Genomic DNA, 18,142 nt, shown 5'->3' with positions numbered 1-18,142 from the left:
ACCTATTTTTTACGCCAGCGATTACGCCGACCAATTCGAACCTGACTGTTGGCGGCGATAAGAGGAAATAGAGGCTCTTCGGCCGAAAAATAACGCCCCTGTCCGCCATGAACGCCCAGCTCCAGTAAGGTTTGCCACTCGCGTTCAGTCTCCACACCGACTGCGATGATTTTGACTTGGGTGTCCGCCCCTGCGCCAAGCATGCTGCGCACAAACAGCTGGTTTTCGTGGCGCTGTTCGATTCGCTTAATCAAACTGCGATGCAGCTTGAGATAATCAATTTGAAGATCTTTAATGTAGTGGGTACTGACAATCGTTCGTCCTGCCTGTCCAACCACGACCGCGCAACCCAGCCCTCGTAACATGCGGATCACTGGGCGCATGTAGTCAAGGTGACGAACCAAATGCCCTTCACTAAATTCAAAACTGATGCTTTCTCGCGCTTCAATCGTGAGCTGAAGTAGCTCATCACGCAGCCATTTAAAATACTCACGCTGAGCAAATGGACTGACTTCCAGATTGAGTGAGTAATTACAGGCAAAATTCGATTGCTGACGCAAAAAGCTAAAAAATTGCACCAACACGGCCATATCGAGCTGCTTTTCAAGCCCCACTTGACGCAATGGCAATATAAAACGTGACGCTTTAAGCACTCCCAGCTCAGGGTCAGGCAGGCGACACGTCAGTTCTCGATGCAAACGCGAAGCTTGGCCATCGTGAAACAAAAAACAGTCTTGGGCGTAGAGCAAAATCTGCTGCTGCCGAAACACGGACTCAAAAATGGTGCGCCACTTCACCCGTCCACGCGCTTCTTTGTCATGCTCGGTTTTGTTGTAGCGACTCCAATGGTTGCTGTTTTGCAGCTCCGCTGCGCGAAGTGCACTCTCGGCCTCTTCGACAATAACGCTATGCGGCTCGCCTTCACGGTAGGTCGTAATACCAATGTGGCACCAATTATGCGCCTCAAGTGGCGCTATCGGGGCCAAGCGGTCAAGCTGACGCAGGCATTGAGAAGCAAGTAACGCCAGCTCTTTTGCACCAATTTGTGGAACCATGATCGCAAAATCGCTGCGATAATACCTTGAAAACACCACATCGGGAAATCGTTGAACCAAATTTGATAGCAAACGCCCGACTTCAACAATAAATTGGTCGCGCGCATCGCGCGGCTGAGCCTCCTCGACCAGCGACCAATCTTTGATCCTCACTCGCATCACCGCGCCTCGCGCGCCACTTTCGTGCAGCGCCGCTTCAAGCTTACTATCAAATAACACACGATTTGCAGAGCCCGTCAGTTTGTCAAGAAAGGTCTGAGTCCGAATAAAGCTATCAAAACGGCTACGCTCTTGTCGCGCATCGCGCAGCTCTTCAATTAAGCGATCCAAGGCTTCACTGGCGGTATAGGGCCATTCACGTTCATCCCCTTTTGCATACTGCTCAACACGTCCAGCCAAAATCATTCGCCCACGCTCTTCAAGCAATTCAGAGCCGTAAAGCTGTTGTTTGAGCCATTGCAAGCCGCGCCAAACACAGAACATGACCAGCAACACGGCAAGAGAAATTGACAACAGGCCATCGACGGAATATCGCAAACCAAAATAAGGCGGGATCGCCACAATGCGCATTTGGTACTCAGGATGGTGCACGAGCGACATGGTTGTCTCATACAGTTGATGCGCTGGAACACGGGTTTGGTGCTCACTGTAATGGTAAATCACGCCCTGTTCGGTTGAGAGCGTCATCTCTTCAATGCCACTGGCTTGCAGCAGTTTAGGCAACCAAATGGGAATCGATTCGGTTGCATCGGGTTTGGCAAACTCCTGATCAACCACCTTAGCGACATTTTCTAATTGATGTTTAAGATATTCTTGCCCTAAACGCTGAAAAGAGAGTGCTCCTCCGACAAATAGGATAAACATGGCGACAATGACTATCATGGTCACAAAGGCCACCAGCCGGGTACTCAACTTTAACGTTGGGGTGTAACGCATTCACTCGTCCTTAGTGCAGAATGGCGTTGTTTTACCGTTTCAATCAAATCAACCTCAAACCTGATGTGAGTATGAGCTATCACTTTTTTGAACGATGAAACACAACTGCTGCTCAATATATCAACACAGTGTTTTGAATCGCAAAAAAAAACCGCACAAGGCGGCTTTTTTTAACGATTCTGAGAGATCGGCAAAACTTAAAACGGAATGTCGTCGTCAAAATCCATTGGTGGTTCGTTATATTGCGGCGCAGATTGCGGTGCTTGCTGCTGCGCTGGCGCTGAATAAGGCTGACTTGCTGCTGGCTGATTCATCGGTTGCTGAGGCTGGCCCCAACCACCTTGTGATTGACCTTGCTGCTGACCCATTGGAGCGCCACCTTGTGCGCGGCCACCCAACATTTGCATCACACCATTAAAACCTTGAACGACAACTTCTGTGGTGTAACGCTCTTGGCCACTTTGATCTTGCCATTTACGCGTTTGCAATTGCCCCTCGATATAAACTTGAGAGCCTTTACGCAAGTATTCACCGGCAACTTCAGCAAGCTTGCCGAACAGAACAACACGGTGCCATTCGGTTTTTTCACGCTGCTCTCCGGTTGCTTTATCACGCCATGAGTCCGAAGTCGCAATAGTAATGTTCGCTACCGCGCCACCGTTTGGCATGTAACGAATTTCAGGATCGTTACCAAGGTTGCCCACCAAGATAACTTTGTTGATTCCACGGCTAGCCATGTTGTGCTCCGTTCAAGTCTGGGACAGTCAAATTAGCCAACAAGCATAACACGCTTTCGACCGCATAAAAAACCTTCTGCTCAAAGCAAAAATACAATTTGTCAGAGCCACTGATTTATCACACAAAAAAACTGAGAAACTCGCCCCAAGACGGCGAGCTTAGTCTACTGCTCATTTACCAGCGAACATGAATCGAGGCGCAAAGAATCGGCGCTCATTCGCGCAAAAAATCTAGCTCGGTACTATGAAGGTGCCGCAACGATTTAGCTAAGGACCGTGTGATGAACCGCTCATCTTATGCCCGTGTGATTTATACGCTCACGCTTGACCCTCTTAATATCACTCAAAAATTAAAGGTTATTGAACACCATTTTGAACGAGCGATCCCATCGATTGCACCTAAAGAACTTATGAAAGCCAATCCAAAGCATCGCAATAAAATTTTGCTTCTCCACTACAGTGAACATCAAGCATTATTGAAGGCATTGAAACAACTGCCTTTAGCGTGGAAGAAATTTGAAACCGTATTAATTGGCGTGCCGCAACGTCTTTCAACAGAAGCGTTATTAAGCTTTGGCGATCTCAAGGCGATTTTTTATCACGACCAATCTCCACAAGAGATAGCTCATGGTCTGAATCAAGTGGTCAACGGGGTCAACTGGCTTCCGCGCAATGTGACGAGTCAGCTACTGCACTATTACCGCAATGTGGTCGATACTCACACCTCACCCGTTACGGTGGATCTCACCATTCGTGAAATTCAAGTGCTACGTTATTTACAAAATGGATCGTCAAACCATCAAATTGCTGAGGATATGTTCATAAGCGAGTACACGGTGAAATCGCATCTTTATCAGATCTATAAAAAGCTGGCAGTAAAAAATCGGCTTCAAGCGACAGCATGGGCAGATCTCCATCTCAATGAGTAAAACTGTCACCAAGGGATAACTTCCTCTTACATTGGGATATGTTATATTGCAGCATAATTTTATATTCGCGATCGACTGTTGCGATATTAGTTGGCTAATTATTCATATATAGGACATTCCATGATCAAAAAATGCCTTTTCCCTGCCGCAGGCTACGGCACTCGCTTTCTTCCTGCGACTAAATCGATGCCAAAAGAGATGATGCCAGTGGTGAACAAGCCACTTATCGAATACGGTGTTGAAGAAGCCATACAGGCGGGTATGGATGGCATGTGTATTGTGACCGGTCGCGGTAAACATTCGATCATGGATCACTTTGACAAAAACTATGAACTTGAGCACCAAATCAGCGGCACCAATAAAGAAGCGCTGCTCGAAGAAGTGCGCACTTTAATTGATTCTGCGCACTTTACCTATATTCGCCAACGTGAGATGAAAGGTTTGGGCCACGCGATTTTAACTGGCCGTGAGCTGATTGGTGACGAGCCGTTCGCGGTAGTTTTAGCCGATGACTTATGTGTCAATGAAGAGGCAGGTGTATTGGCACAGATGGTGGCGCTGTTTAAACAGTTCCGGTGCTCGATTGTCGCAGTACAAGAAGTGCCTGAGAATGAAACGCACAAATATGGTGTGATTTCAGGGGAGATGATCAAAGACGATCTTTTCCGCGTCGACACTATGGTTGAAAAGCCTGAGCCTGGCACCGCGCCAAGTAACTTAGCCATCATTGGCCGCTATATTTTAACTCCCGACATTTTTGAGCTCATTGAACAAACTGAACCGGGCAAAGGCGGCGAAATTCAAATCACCGATGCGCTGTTAAAACAAGCGAAAAACGGCTGCGTTTTAGCTTATAAATTCAAGGGCCACCGTTTCGATTGCGGTAGCGTTGAAGGCTATATTGAAGCGACCAATTACTGTTTCCAAAATCTCTATCTCAAAGATGAAAAAAAGGCTGCGTTGAGTCAACACGTGACGCAAAAGGCGTGAAACTCATAGTGGATACTCAAACCCCTTGAGAATCCATTCAGTAACGATCACCCTACGAATTTCATCATCAAGGCGACCAAAAGAGGTCGCCTTTTTTACTGTTTTAATATACAGTACTCAATTGCGCAATTTTCACACTGTGTAATACTTGCCACACTGTTCTTGCATCTTTTTGCTTGAGTCGCATCCACTTTCAAAGAGCACATACATGGATAATATCGACATTCGGGGGGCGCGTACCCACAACCTGAAGAACATCAATTTAACCATTCCGCGCGACAAACTGATTGTGATCACCGGGTTATCTGGCTCAGGAAAATCTTCGCTCGCGTTTGACACTCTATATGCCGAAGGTCAACGTCGTTACGTTGAATCCTTGTCTGCCTATGCGCGTCAATTTCTTTCGTTAATGGAAAAGCCCGATGTTGACCATATTGAAGGGCTCTCACCGGCGATTTCTATCGAGCAAAAATCAACCTCTCATAACCCGCGTTCAACGGTTGGGACCATTACCGAGGTGTACGATTATTTGCGCCTGCTTTATGCCCGTGTTGGTGAGCCACGCTGTCCCACGCATAAGGTGCCACTCGCGGCGCAAACCGTTAGTCAAATGGTCGATAAAGTGCTGACTCTGCCGGAAGGCAGCAAAATGATGTTGCTCGCTCCCATCGTTAAAGAACGTAAAGGCGAGCACGTTAAGACATTGGAAAACTTAGCAGCGCAAGGGTTTATTCGAGCGCGCATTGATGGTGAAGCGTGTGATTTAACCGATCCACCGCCGCTTGAACTGCACAAGAAACACACCATTGAAGTGGTGGTTGACCGCTTTAAGGTGCGCAGCGATCTACAACAACGCTTAGCCGAATCGTTTGAAACCGCATTGACGCTTTCTGGCGGCATTGCTGTGGTGGCACCAATGGAGGGCGAAGGGGAAGAAATTGTCTTTTCAGCCAACTTTGCTTGCCCATTTTGTGGCTACAGCATGCAAGAACTTGAACCGCGGCTGTTCTCGTTCAATAACCCGGCCGGTGCTTGCCCTACCTGTGATGGCTTAGGCGTGCAACAATATTTCGATCCTGAGCGAGTAATTGTCGATGACAATTTGAGCTTAGCTCAAGGCGCGATACGCGGTTGGGATCAGAAAAACTACTATTACTACCAGATGTTGACGTCACTGGCGCAACACTACGATTTCGATCTTAAGGTGCCATTTAATCGCTTGAGCAAGCGGATCCGCGATATCATTTTAACGGGCTCGGGCCGCTCTGAGATTGAATTTAATTACGTCAATGATCGTGGTGATATTCGCGTCAAACGTCATCCTTTTGAAGGGATCCTCAACACTCTCGAACGGCGCTATCGCGACACAGATTCCAATTCCGTGCGGGAAGATCTCGCTAAGTACATCTCAACCAAGCCTTGCGAAACATGTCATGGCACGCGCCTAAGATTGGAAGCTCGTAATGTCTTCATTAATGACACGACATTGCCTGAAATTGTCGAGCTGAGCATTGCTGACGCCCTGCATTTCTTTCACACGCTGCAATTGGAAGGCCAGCGAGCTCAAATCGCCGAAAAAGTGATGAAAGAGATAAACGACCGACTGCAGTTTTTGGTCAATGTCGGGCTGAATTATCTTAATTTATCGCGCAGTGCAGAGACTTTGTCGGGCGGAGAAGCGCAACGCATTCGTTTGGCAAGTCAAATTGGTGCTGGTCTTGTCGGCGTGATGTATGTGCTTGATGAGCCCTCTATTGGACTCCACCAGCGCGATAACGAGCGCTTACTCAATACCCTCACCCACTTGCGCGATCTAGGCAATACTGTCTTGGTTGTCGAGCATGATGAAGATGCGATTCGTATCGCCGACCATGTGATTGATATCGGCCCTGGCGCAGGCGTCCATGGTGGCTCTGTCGTCGCGCAAGGTACGATGGCAGAGATTATCGCGACGCCAGAATCACTCACAGGTCAGTATCTCAGTGGCGCAAAAGCGATTGAAGTGCCGCCGGTGCGCACACCTCGTGATGAGAGCAAACTGGTCGAACTCATTGGCGCAACAGGCAATAATTTAAAAAATGTCACTCTCACCCTTCCTGTGGGTTTATTTAGCTGTATTACTGGCGTGTCTGGCTCAGGCAAGTCGACGCTAATCAACGACACCTTCTTTAAAATTGCTCACACGCAACTCAATGGTGCCACGACAGCGCATCCGGCGCCTTACAAGGAGATCAAAGGGCTGGAGTACTTTGATAAGGTCATCGACATTGACCAAAGTCCAATTGGGCGAACCCCACGCTCAAATCCTGCTACCTATACCGGGATCTTTACTCCGATCCGTGAGCTGTTTAGCGGCACACAAGAAGCGCGAGCACGAGGCTACAAACCGGGTCGCTTCAGCTTCAACGTACGAGGAGGACGCTGTGAAGCGTGCCAAGGTGATGGCGTCATTAAAGTCGAAATGCATTTTTTGCCGGATGTCTATGTACCGTGTGACGTATGCCAAGGTAAACGCTACAACCGTGAAACACTGGAAATTCGTTATAAAGGTAAAACCATCGACGAAGTACTAGAGATGACCGTTGAGGACGCTCGCGCCTATTTTGATCCTGTACCTGCAATTGCGCGTAAATTGCAGACGCTGATTGATGTTGGTCTGTCGTACATTCGCTTAGGACAAGCGGCGACCACCCTTTCTGGCGGCGAAGCGCAGCGAGTGAAATTGGCGCGCGAGCTGTCCAAACGAGACACGGGAAAAACGCTGTACATTCTTGACGAGCCAACAACAGGGTTGCACTTCCATGATATACAACAACTGCTCACGGTATTGCACCGATTGCGCGATCATGGGAATACTGTGGTGGTGATTGAGCATAATCTGGATGTGATCAAAACCGCAGACTGGATTGTCGATCTTGGGCCCGAAGGCGGCCAAGGCGGGGGCGAAATTATTGCCGAAGGGACGCCTGAAGAAGTGGCGCAAGTGGCTCGCTCCCATACCGCGCGATTCCTAAAGCCGATGCTCAAATAATCAAAGGCCTTAGTATTCATCCCTCACATTGAGACGCAGTGAGGGATGAATGCCCTTCCAACTTCAAGTTGTTTTGGTATTACTCTTTTGATTGCAGCGCGTTAATGCAAATGCAGTCTATTTCTGTACCTAATTCTTTTTCGGCATTGGTACAACTTCAAGTAAGATAAAAACATTTCCATATTAACGAGTGCTTTCTTCATGGCAACGATCCATCTTAGCGGCACACAATTAGCCCCCTCGAAACCAAAACTGCCGAAACACCGCCAATTTCTTGCTCTGATGGCACTGCTGTTTGTCTGCGCGATGCACTTAAGCGTGCCAAGTTTTGGTGTAGTCGGCTTGAACGCGCCTTACAATAGCATCACTTGGATCTTACTCAGCCTCAGTATTGCGATTGGCGGATGGCATGTTGCTGCAACAAAAGAGATAAGATACAACAAATTGACATTGGGTTTGGCACTATGCTGCGCACTCTTAACCTTGCCACTGCTTTACACTGAATCACGCCCCGTTGAAGCCATATCGCGTATTGCCGGACTCTGGGCCGGCTGGGGATTTTTCTTTTTATTGCAGCAATTTCGTCTAAGTAACAAGCACAAACAGCGCCTGCTCTGGTTGGTGGTGTTAGCCAGTTTAATTCAAGCCGGCTATGGTTATTTTCAATACATCACTCTTGAACAAAGCGGTACCAATTATTTTCCCCCAGTCGGCGTATTTGGTCAGCCGGAGCTGTTTACCAGTTTTTTGCTGACCGGATTTGCGCTGTCAGGCTATTTACTCGCCAGACAGCCTCATAAATATCAGAGTCATCTGAGCGATATCTCACTACTCTACTTAACCCCGTTCATTACCATTCCAATGATTGCCGTCAGTGGTCTACCAGTGGCTTGGTTCACCGCAATCTTTTGCAGTGCTTTGTTATTGCCCAACTTGCGCCGTTTTAGCACTAGAAAACGTCTTCTCGGCTGGTCAATCTCTTTGTTATTTGGGCTTGCTATTTCCATTCCACTCATTGATGCCACGCTGCCCAAGCAAAATGGACTTGAATTGCCAACTTGGGATGACTCACTGGAGCGTAATACGGTACTCAAACAGAGCCTCGATATGCTAGTCGAGCGTCCTATTAGCGGCTATGGTTATGGACAATTTGACTTAGCTTATTTGCTTTATACCGCGCGCCAGCACGCGCTGAATTCGAATTATCCTCACGCTGTCGATTCGCTGTCGCAACCACTCAATGAAGTGCTCTATTGGGCGATTGAAGGTGGCCTCGCCGCACTGGCGGGCATGTTGCTCGCGACTCTTCTCGTGTTGAGCCGAATTGCCAGCGCTAAAGTTGGCTCACGCAGCGCCACATTGGCTCTTTTTTTACCCCTGGTGATTGGCTGCCAAATTGCGCCGCTCTTTTTTGCGTCTGCGATTCACTGGATTGTGCTCATCATTTTGATTTATTGGGCTGATCAGCGCGTCGCACGCTTTCGTGTGCGACGCCTTTCCGAAAAACAATCTCGCGACTATCAGAGGGCCTTGGTTGTCGTGTCGGCCGTCATCGCGTTTGGCTTGGGATCACGCTTGTATGGACAACAAGCTCTCTATCACTGGCAACAAAACTCATCGCAAGAGGTTAAAAATACGCCGTCTCTCGTTACTACGCCGTGGTGGCAAGGCTCGTTTTCACGCTGGCAACATGAACCGCAATTTGACATGGCGCTAGAACAAGCTGACAGCATTCAACTCACTGATTACCTCACATGGGCAAAAGGTGAAATTGTGCGTCATCCGAGTCCAGAACTATACCAAAATATGATTTTGGCTTATCAAGCACTGGCTGAACCTGAAAAGGCGGAACAAGTTGCTTATGAGGCGCGTTTTTTATACCCCAGTCATGTGTTTCAGCCATAGAGTAATATGTTAACGCACCGATACTCTCTTATGGCGAGACTCACTAATTCGTTACTAAGGCGTTAGTGAAAAATTACCAATTGACAATTCTGCGGAAAAACCGTTCAATGAAAGCGCACTTATTGGTCAGCTATTCACTAAAGCAAGGCTTGATACCCAAAGCCATATATATCGCGTTGGTGAATTTCATATTCGAACCATAAGCTGCATGCAGAAGAGGAGCATTGCCCAGGCAGATATTTGGTGGATCCGCAAATCCAAAACCAACTATTCAGGGGGAGCAGTGCCGAGATAGACAAAAGTTGTCGGCTTTGTCTGTCGGTTGACTTGGGTTGACTCCCATCAACTGTCATCAGTTCATTACTGGTGAAGAGCTTCTGAGGTTTTGCCCAATCAAAGCACCTCGCTCTATTACTCAATTCCTCTCTCGCTCAAACATTGGATGTTGGCGTACCAACGTTGGTCATTTTTAGGAAATCTGTGGGAGAAATGCCGTGAGCGCATTTAACGTTGCAAAATTTGGGGGCACCAGTGTGGCCGACTTTGAGTCGATGAGTCGCTGTGCTGCTATTATTGAAAATAACCCAAGCACTCGCCTTGTGGTAAGCAGTGCTTGCTCTGGCGTTACCAATCTATTAGTGGAACTGGCTAATGGTGTGAGTGAGGCATCGCGCCGAGTTGAACTGCTTGAGAACATTCACGCCATTCACGAAGCCATACTCACCCAACTCAATAGCCCTGATGCAACGCGCGCAGAGGTACAATCCATTCTAGATACCGTCGCTAATCTTGCTGAAGCGGCATCCATCCAGCCTAGCGCGAAACTTACCGATCACCTTGTTGCCTGTGGTGAGTTGATGTCGACTCATATTTTAACGCAGTTGATGTGTGAGCGTGGCATTTCGGCTACTCGGTTTGACATTCGGGATGTACTGCGTACTGACGATAACTACGGTAAAGCGGAACCAAACGTCGAAATGATTGCGCAACTGGCCCAAAACCTACTTGCGCCACTGTGCCAACAATACGTGGTGATAACCCAAGGGTTTATTGGTGCGGATGACGAAGGTAATACCACGACATTGGGTCGTGGCGGCAGTGATTATAGCGCAGCATTAATTGCTGAAGGGGTACGTGCCGAAGGTTTAGAAATTTGGACCGACGTACCAGGGATCTACACCACCGATCCGCGTATCGCCGAAAAAGCCCAACCGATCCCTGAAATTAGCTTTAGCGAAGCGTCTGAAATGGCTAATTTTGGTGCTAAGATTTTGCATCCATCCACCCTATTACCGGCGTTACGCCATGATATTCCGGTGTTTGTCGGTTCATCCAAAGCACCTGAAAAAGGCGGCACTTGGATTCGTCATCAAGTCGAAAGCTCACCACTGTTTCGCGCGCTCGCTCTGCGCTGCAATCAAACGATGGTGACACTGCGCAGCGCAAATATGTTTCACGCGTATGGCTTTTTGGCCAAAGTCTTTGAAATTCTTGCCAAGCATAAAGTTTCGGTGGATCTTATCACCACCTCCGAGATCAGCGTATCTTTAACCCTAGATCACACTGGTACCTCAGGCGGCGCGCCACAGTTACCACAAGCGGCGCGAGAAGAGCTTGAGGATCTGTGCAGTGTGGAAGTCGAGCAAGGCTTATGTCTGGTTGCACTAATAGGTAACAACATGAGTCAAAGTAAAGGCTACGCCAAGCAAGTCTTCGGCACATTAGAAGATGTGAATCTACGAATGATCTGTTACGGCGCCAGTGCCCACAACCTGTGCTTTTTGGTTAACGAATCTGCCGCGCGTTTATCCATTCAAAAGTTGCACAAAGAGCTATTTGAAAACTAATTTTTTTAAATATAACCAAATAACTTGGAGTGGCAGGTAGGCGGCGTACGAACAAGGCCTCTGAGCACTTCATCACATAGAAAATCTATGTGATGAAGTTTGTGAGAGCCTGCCCCTTAATTTTTTAAAAGCCCTGCAGCTTCAAGTGGAAAGAACATAAAACCTGGCGCGACTCACTCTGTAAGGCTTCTGAGCACTCATACTTCTCAGAAGCTTTATTTTTTTCATCACATCCTTACGGCAAAGTCTTTCAACCACTTCTAAACTTAACTCCAGCGTGTATGGTTGCCAAGGAGTGGCAAATGAAGCGAAAAACCTGGGGTTTTGTCTCTTTCTTTACTCTGGTTTTATTATTAACAACGGGGTGTGATGACCCTCATCATGACATTACCAACATTGAGATTGTTCACTTCGATGACATCAAAGATGGAACACCAAATTCAGCCGAGACGGCACCAAAACATCGTCTAAGCCAGTATCGCTCACTCGCTCCATTCGCACTTACAAAAGGCGCGCAGCGGCAACTCGCTCTCATTGGCTATGACAGCGCAGGTAATCGCCATGCTCTAGTGAAAAATATCACCTGGCATAGCGGGTTTGGCTCTATCATCAACATTGATAGCCAAGGAAGAGTCACGGCAAAAAAAGCCTATGGGGCCTCTGCGATTACCGCGCAGTGGGGTTCTTTATACAGCCCACCTTTGGCAGTGTTTGCTGAGCCAGCTAAACTAATGCGACTTGAGATCCTCAGCGACAAACCTGACATACCTCTTGGTGGCAAACAGGCCTTAAAATTGATTGGCTACTACAGTGACAACACATCACGTATCATTACCGAACAAGCACGCTGGGGAAGCACAACCCCTAATATGCTGCATGTGTCACCAAAAGGGGTGGTTAACGCAAAGCAGCTCACCTCTGCTGCGCATGTTCAAGCTCACTATCAGAATGTTAAAACTGAGATCCGTTTGCGAATTGTCGACTCTCAGCTCATTGATTTGATCATCACTCCAAACCAAGTGACCTTGCCTCAAGGTTCAAACTACCCAATATCCGTTCAAGCCAAATACAGTGATGGTACAGTTATTGATGTGTCTAATCGCGTCACATGGCGTAACGCTCGCCCTTCTCGGGTTCACATTGATGATAAAAATCAGATCATTGGTCTTAGACCCAGCAATGCTGTGACAATTGAAGCGCTCTATCAGCCCTCTTTGGGTGACGATACAAGTGTCAACACTGAAGATAAATGGGGATCAAATATCCCCATTTATCATGCTGCCGTTAAAGTGACTGTCGTTCCAAAGTGACAGTAGCTCCCGCATGACAGTGGTACTAAAGTGAGCAAAGCGCGGTCCAAACAGTGAATATTCACGGTAAAGACCGCGCTGCTATAAGCATCAACGATAAAACCATCCCACTTGAAGTTGCAGGGCGGTCTGGGTATCGCCCTTAGCCATTGATATTTGGACCCAGCCATTTTTCAGCTTCGAGGCGATCCCACCCTTTACGGTCAGCGTAACTTTGCACCTGATCATCTTGAATCTGAGCAACAGCAAAATAACGCGCTTCTGGATGAGAGAAATACCACCCAGAAACCGAGGCCCCGGGCCACATCGCGTAGCTGCTGGTTAGGGACATTCCAATCGCATCTTCAACGTTCAACAAGCGCCAAATTGCGGCTTTTTCTGTATGCTCAGGACACGCAGGGTAACCAGGAGCTGGGCGGATCCCTTGATATTTTTCTCGTACTAAATCCTCATTACTCAGATTTTCATTTGGCGAGTAACCCCAGATCCGCGTGCGGATTTGCTCATGTAAATATTCCGCAAACGCCTCTGCCAAACGATCGGCTACCGCTTGGATCATGATGGCATTATAGTCATCACCTTGGGCTTTAAATTCATCCGCAAGCTCGCGTTCGCCGATGCCACCTGTGACAGCAAAAGCGCCAATCCAATCGGTTTTTTGATGATCTTTCGGTGCAATAAAATCTGCCAAGCAATAATTATAACCCTTGGGCTTTTCGGTTTGTTGCCGCAGATGGTGTAAGACTTCTACCACTTCAGAGCGGGTTTCATCTTGATACACTTCAATATCGTCACCGACACTCGCGGCAGGGAATAATCCACAAATCCCTTTCACTTTGAGCATCGAGTCTTTTTCAATACGATTGAGCCAATCATTCGCATCAGCAAATAAACGTTGTGCTTCTTCTCCCACCTCTTCATGCTGCAAAATGGTTGGATACTTGCCAACTAACGACCAAGTCATAAAAAACGGCGTCCAATCAATGTAATTTCGCAGCGTGGCGACCGAGACATCATCGTATTGGTGAACGCCAGGCATCAGTGGAACTGGCGGGGTGTAATTTGGCCAATCAATCGCCGCTTTATTCTTTCTTGCAGTGTCGAGAGTCACAGGTTTAGTCCTTGGTCGCTTACGAGCATGCTGCTCACGAACAACCTCATAATCGGCTTGCAACTTTTCAACAAAAGGCTCTTTTAATGTCGGTGACAGCAGCGAAGCACACACACCAACCGCACGTGAGGCATTATTTACATAAACCACTGGATGAGAATAATTTTGTTCAATTTTTACCGCAGTATGGGCCTTGGAAGTCGTTGCTCCGCCAATCAGCAGTGGGAGATCAAACCCTTGCCGCTCCATCTCTTTAGCTACATGGACCATTTCATCAAGTGATGGCGTGATAAGTCCTGATAAACCAATAATATCAACTTGTTCTTCTTTGGCCACTTTCAGTATCTGCTCACAAGGGACCATAACCCCAAGATCAATTATCTCGTAATTATTGCATTGCAAAACCACCCCAACGATATTCTTACCAATGTCATGAACATCACCTTTCACTGTCGCCAATAAGATCTTACCGTTAGAGGATCCGGCTTGCTTCTCAGCATTAATAAATGGCTCTAAATGAGCCACTGCCTGCTTCATCACTCGCGCAGATTTAACGACCTGAGGCAAAAACATTTTTCCTTCACCAAACAAGTCGCCGACCACATTCATTCCATCCATGAGTGGCCCTTCAATCACCTCGAGTGGCTTGCTGGCGAGCTGACGAGCTTCTTCTGTATCTTGAACAATAAATTCCGTAATTCCCTTAACGAGCGCGTGTTCAAGACGTTTTTCAACAGACCAGGTGCGCCATTCGAGAGCCGAAAGATCCTCTGCTTTGCCAACAGCGTTCTCTCGATAGCCTTCCGCCAACTCAAGCAGACGTTCTGTCGCATCATCACGGCGATTGAGTACCACATCTTCAACCGCCTCTTTTAATTCATCGGGCACGTTATCGTAGATCTCAAGCTGACCTGCGTTAACGATTCCCATGTCCATACCATTTTTAAAACAGTGATACAGAAAGACTGCGTGAATCGCTTCACGGACATAATTGTTTCCGCGAAAAGAAAATGAAACGTTTGATACGCCACCTGAAATCATGGCATGAGGCAAATCTCGCTTAATGTCAGCAACCGCTTCGATGAAATCAACCGCATAGTTATTATGCTCTTCAATACCGGTTGCCACGGCAAAAATATTGGGGTCAAAGATGATATCTTCGGGTGGAAAACCCACTTCATCGACTAAAATACGGTATGCGTTAGTACAGATTTCGAGTTTTCTTTCGCGGGTATCTGCTTGGCCTACTTCATCAAATGCCATAACGATCACTGCCGCGCCATAGCGCCGAATCAGTTTGGCCTGCTCGATAAATTTAGCTTTGCCTTCTTTCAGTGAAATGGAGTTAACAATCCCCTTGCCTTGAATGCACTTTAACCCGGCCTCAATCACCTCCCATTTTGAGGAGTCGACCATGATCGGGACCTTGGCAATTTCAGGTTCTGAGGCGCACAAATTGAGAAACCGAACCATTGAGGCTTCGGCATCAAGCATGCCTTCATCCATGTTGATATCAATGATCTGCGCGCCATTTTCAACTTGTTGACGAGCCACTTCCAAAGCTTCATCGTAAAGCTCTTCTTTGATAAGGCGTTTAAATCGTGCCGAACCTGTTACATTGGTTCGCTCACCAACATTAATGAATAACGTCTCTTTTTCAATCGTAAGTGGCTCTAAACCTGAGAGCCTGCAAGAGATATTAATCTCGGGAAGTGGTCGTGGCGCAAGGCCATCGACTGCTCGTGCCATTGCTGCAATATGGTCTGGTGTTGTACCGCAGCAACCGCCAATTAAATTAAGAAAGCCGCTTTCTGCCCATTCTTTGACGTGTTCAGCCATATCTTCTGGTGACAAATCGTATTCACCAAAGGCGTTTGGTAACCCCGCGTTGGGGTGAACTGAAATATAGCTTTCTGAAATGCGAGATAACTCAGCAACATAAGGGCGCAGCTCATCAGGGCCAAGAGCGCAGTTCAGGCCAAATGAAATCGGTCTGACATGACGCAAAGAATTGTAGAAAGCTTCTGTTGTTTGCCCTGATAACGTGCGCCCAGAGGCGTCAGTAATTGTGCCTGAAATCATGACCGGTAAAGTAACCCCCATCTGGTCAAACACTGTTTCAACTGCAAACGCACAAGCTTTAGCGTTGAGGGTATCAAAAATTGTTTCGATAAGAATAAGATCAACACCGCCTTCAATAAGCGCGCGGGTCGATTCTGAATACGCCTCGACTAGCTGATCAAAAGAGACGTTTCGGTATCCAGGATCATTCACATCGGGTGAAATTGAACACGTTCGATTGGTAGGACCAAGTACACCGGCCACATAACGTGGCTTCTCAGGTGTTTTTACACTCCACTCATCAGCAGCTTGACGGGCAATGCGCGCCGCCTCAAAGTTAATCTCAGCACTAATTGAGGCCATGTCATAATCAGCCATGGCGATCGTCGTGGCGTTAAATGTATTGGTTTCGAGAATATCAGCGCCAGCTTCAAGGTAGTCGCTATGAATTTGTTTGATCAGTTGGGGCTGCGTAAGCACAAGAAGATCATTATTACCTTTGAGATCGCAATGCCAACTGACAAATCGCTCACCTCGATACGCTGCTTCGTCCAAGCGATACCCTTGGATCATAGTCCCCATACCACCATCAATGAGCAATATCCGTTGCTGCAACTGATTTTCGAGACTCTGTCTTACTTCCGCTTTCACGATACCACCTCTTTCCTTAGATAATCGTTACATCCTATCATAGAAAAATTAGGAGTCTAGACGTCTAAATTCATTGACTTGTTTTTTTATTCACCACTAATTTGCCAATTAGATGGAATGGGTCAAGAATTTCGATGGTACATCTCAAATTACTCGGGTCTATGTCGGTCTATTACACACTCTGTTTTATGTCCTGCGCGGCGATTTTAATCGCGTTATTTAACAGCAAATTCGGTCATTTTCAGTCGACCATAGCGATCACCGCGACTTCATTAGCTATTTCTTTACTCATCATCATCATTGGCCAGAACGAATGGGTGCCTCTCACGCATTTCGCGAGCCAGACAATGGCCAGTATCGACTTCAAAGACTTCTTACTCGATGGCGTACTCGGATTTTTACTGTTTGCAGGTGGGCTTGGAATTTCGCTCCATAACTTAAAAGCGCAAAAGTGGGAGATTGCAGTTCTTGCATTAGGCGCTACTCTTTTTTCGACCTTTTTTATTGGCTGCGCGCTGTATGCAATTTGTCAATGGATTGAAATACCACTAAATTTAGTCCACTGCCTTTTGTTTGGTGCGTTAATATCACCAACCGATCCCATCGCCGTGCTCGCAATTGTCAAAAAAATGCATGCGCCAACCCAAATATCGACTCAAATTGAGGGGGAGTCATTATTTAACGATGGGTTTGGCTTGGTCATTTTTGTCACTCTGTATACGTTAGCATTTGGGTCCTCACAACCCACCTTTGAGGGCGTTTCGCTGCTTTTTCTGCAAGAAGCGGTGGGCGGTATTGTGTATGGCTTCCTTCTTAGCCTTATTGCCCACTACCTTATCCGCTCAACACAAGAACCTGCAATGGAGCTATTGTTAACCATTTGTATTCCAACTGCTGGCTATGCGCTGGCGAGCGTGCTTCATGTTTCAGGTCCATTAGCTATGGTTGTCTCAGGCATCGTTATCGGTAACTGGACGCGCGAAACCGGGTTTACACAAGAAAGTAAAATGAATTTAAACCGCTTTTGGGGATTGCTTGAAGAGTTCCTCAACGGATTATTGTTCTTACTCATTGGCATGGCTATGCTTATGTTCCAATTTCACCAAGAAGATTGGCTAATGATGGCTCTGGCCATTCCACTAGTGCTACTAGGCCGCTATATGAGCGTTTCCCTTGCTTATCTGGGGTTTTATCGCTTTCGATGTTACAACCCATGGTCAGTCAGAATTCTGACTTGGGGTGGCTTACGAGGAGGGCTTGCACTGGCAATGGCACTTTCTATTCCAGCAGGGGTCTGGGTCTTTCCAGATAAGCTCATTGATGTGCGTGAAATTATTCTGGTGATGACATACGCTGTGGTGGTTTTTTCAATTTTGGTTCAAGGATCAACCATTACCCCAATGATCAAAAAAGCCAAATTTATTGAAGAATCAAATAAAGATGAGTCTCCTGAATAGCGCTTTAAAACAACAGAAGCCCAAGTCTTTCGACTTGGGCTTCTTAATAAGTGGCGGAGCGGACGGGACTCGAACCCGCGACCCCCGGCGTGACAGGCCGGTATTCTAACCAACTGAACTAC

General features: G+C 47.2%; 10 protein-coding genes and 1 riboswitch. Of the genes, 7 read left to right on the top strand and 3 right to left on the bottom strand.

Annotation, left to right across the window (positions count from 1 at the left end; translation table 11 throughout):
- Positions 1–2: 2 nt before the first annotated feature.
- Positions 3–1,991 (bottom strand): RNase E specificity factor CsrD, encoded by a 1,989-nt coding sequence (gene csrD / locus HGP28_RS17170; protein ID WP_168837687.1) that lies wholly within the window; start codon positions 1,989–1,991, stop codon positions 3–5.
- 197 nt (positions 1,992–2,188) lie between these two features.
- On the bottom strand, positions 2,189–2,728 hold the full coding sequence (locus HGP28_RS17165) for a single-stranded DNA-binding protein (RefSeq protein ID WP_168837686.1): 540 nt from the start codon (positions 2,726–2,728) through the stop codon (positions 2,189–2,191).
- A gap of 281 nt (positions 2,729–3,009) precedes the next feature.
- On the opposite strand from HGP28_RS17165, the gene HGP28_RS17160 reads away from it, so the two are divergent.
- From HGP28_RS17160 to HGP28_RS17135, 6 genes are all read left to right on the top strand, one after another.
- On the top strand, positions 3,010–3,657 hold the full coding sequence (locus HGP28_RS17160) for a response regulator transcription factor (RefSeq protein WP_168837685.1): 648 nt from the start codon (positions 3,010–3,012) through the stop codon (positions 3,655–3,657).
- 120 nt (positions 3,658–3,777) lie between these two features.
- The gene (galU, locus tag HGP28_RS17155; RefSeq protein WP_168837684.1) at positions 3,778–4,647 is read left to right on the top strand and encodes a UTP--glucose-1-phosphate uridylyltransferase GalU; all 870 of its coding nucleotides are present in this window, start codon (positions 3,778–3,780) and stop codon (positions 4,645–4,647) included.
- 208 nt (positions 4,648–4,855) lie between these two features.
- Positions 4,856–7,678 carry an excinuclease ABC subunit UvrA gene (gene uvrA, locus HGP28_RS17150; RefSeq protein ID WP_168837683.1) on the top strand — a complete coding sequence of 941 codons (2,823 nt, stop codon included), beginning with the start codon at positions 4,856–4,858 and terminating at the stop codon, positions 7,676–7,678.
- A 201-nt stretch (positions 7,679–7,879) separates the two neighbouring features.
- On the top strand, positions 7,880–9,583 hold the full coding sequence (locus HGP28_RS17145) for a PglL family O-oligosaccharyltransferase (protein ID WP_168837682.1): 1,704 nt from the start codon (positions 7,880–7,882) through the stop codon (positions 9,581–9,583).
- 206 nt (positions 9,584–9,789) lie between these two features.
- Positions 9,790–9,968, top strand: a riboswitch (Lysine riboswitch).
- A 109-nt stretch (positions 9,969–10,077) separates the two neighbouring features.
- Positions 10,078–11,430: a lysine-sensitive aspartokinase 3 gene (gene lysC, locus HGP28_RS17140; RefSeq protein ID WP_168837681.1), complete on the top strand. Its 1,353-nt coding sequence runs from the start codon at positions 10,078–10,080 to the stop codon at positions 11,428–11,430.
- Positions 11,431–11,732: 302 nt separating this feature from the next.
- Positions 11,733–12,740: a hypothetical protein gene (locus HGP28_RS17135; RefSeq protein WP_168837680.1), complete on the top strand. Its 1,008-nt coding sequence runs from the start codon at positions 11,733–11,735 to the stop codon at positions 12,738–12,740.
- A 142-nt stretch (positions 12,741–12,882) separates the two neighbouring features.
- Here the strand turns inward: HGP28_RS17135 and metH are convergent, their stop codons facing one another.
- Positions 12,883–16,563, bottom strand: a complete 3,681-nt coding sequence (gene metH / locus HGP28_RS17130) for a methionine synthase (RefSeq protein WP_168837679.1) — start codon at positions 16,561–16,563, stop codon at positions 12,883–12,885.
- Positions 16,564–16,724: 161 nt separating this feature from the next.
- On the opposite strand from metH, the gene HGP28_RS17125 reads away from it, so the two are divergent.
- Positions 16,725–18,020, top strand: coding sequence for a cation:proton antiporter (locus tag HGP28_RS17125; protein WP_168837711.1), 1,296 nt, complete (start codon positions 16,725–16,727; stop codon positions 18,018–18,020).
- Positions 18,021–18,142 lie beyond the last annotated feature (122 nt).

This window comes from Vibrio agarilyticus (assembly GCF_012641465.1).
Taxonomy (GTDB): Bacteria; Pseudomonadota; Gammaproteobacteria; order Enterobacterales; family Vibrionaceae; genus Vibrio; species Vibrio agarilyticus.
The sequence above is the reverse complement of the archived record's forward strand: the minus strand, read 5'-3'. Positions and strand labels throughout refer to the sequence as shown.

What these genes read in the sequence shown, in the direction of transcription:
- HGP28_RS17160 (WP_168837685.1), top strand. Translation starts at nt 3,010, where the DNA reads ATGAACCGCTCATCTTATGCCCGTGTGATTTATACGCTCACGCTTGAC.
- HGP28_RS17145 (WP_168837682.1), top strand. Translation starts at nt 7,880, where the DNA reads ATGGCAACGATCCATCTTAGCGGCACACAATTAGCCCCCTCGAAACCA.
- HGP28_RS17125 (WP_168837711.1), top strand. Translation starts at nt 16,725, where the DNA reads ATGTCGGTCTATTACACACTCTGTTTTATGTCCTGCGCGGCGATTTTA.
- uvrA (WP_168837683.1), top strand. Translation starts at nt 4,856, where the DNA reads ATGGATAATATCGACATTCGGGGGGCGCGTACCCACAACCTGAAGAAC.
- HGP28_RS17165 (WP_168837686.1), bottom strand. Translation starts at nt 2,728, where the DNA reads ATGGCTAGCCGTGGAATCAACAAAGTTATCTTGGTGGGCAACCTTGGT.
- HGP28_RS17135 (WP_168837680.1), top strand. Translation starts at nt 11,733, where the DNA reads ATGAAGCGAAAAACCTGGGGTTTTGTCTCTTTCTTTACTCTGGTTTTA.
- csrD (WP_168837687.1), bottom strand. Translation starts at nt 1,991, where the DNA reads ATGCGTTACACCCCAACGTTAAAGTTGAGTACCCGGCTGGTGGCCTTT.
- galU (WP_168837684.1), top strand. Translation starts at nt 3,778, where the DNA reads ATGATCAAAAAATGCCTTTTCCCTGCCGCAGGCTACGGCACTCGCTTT.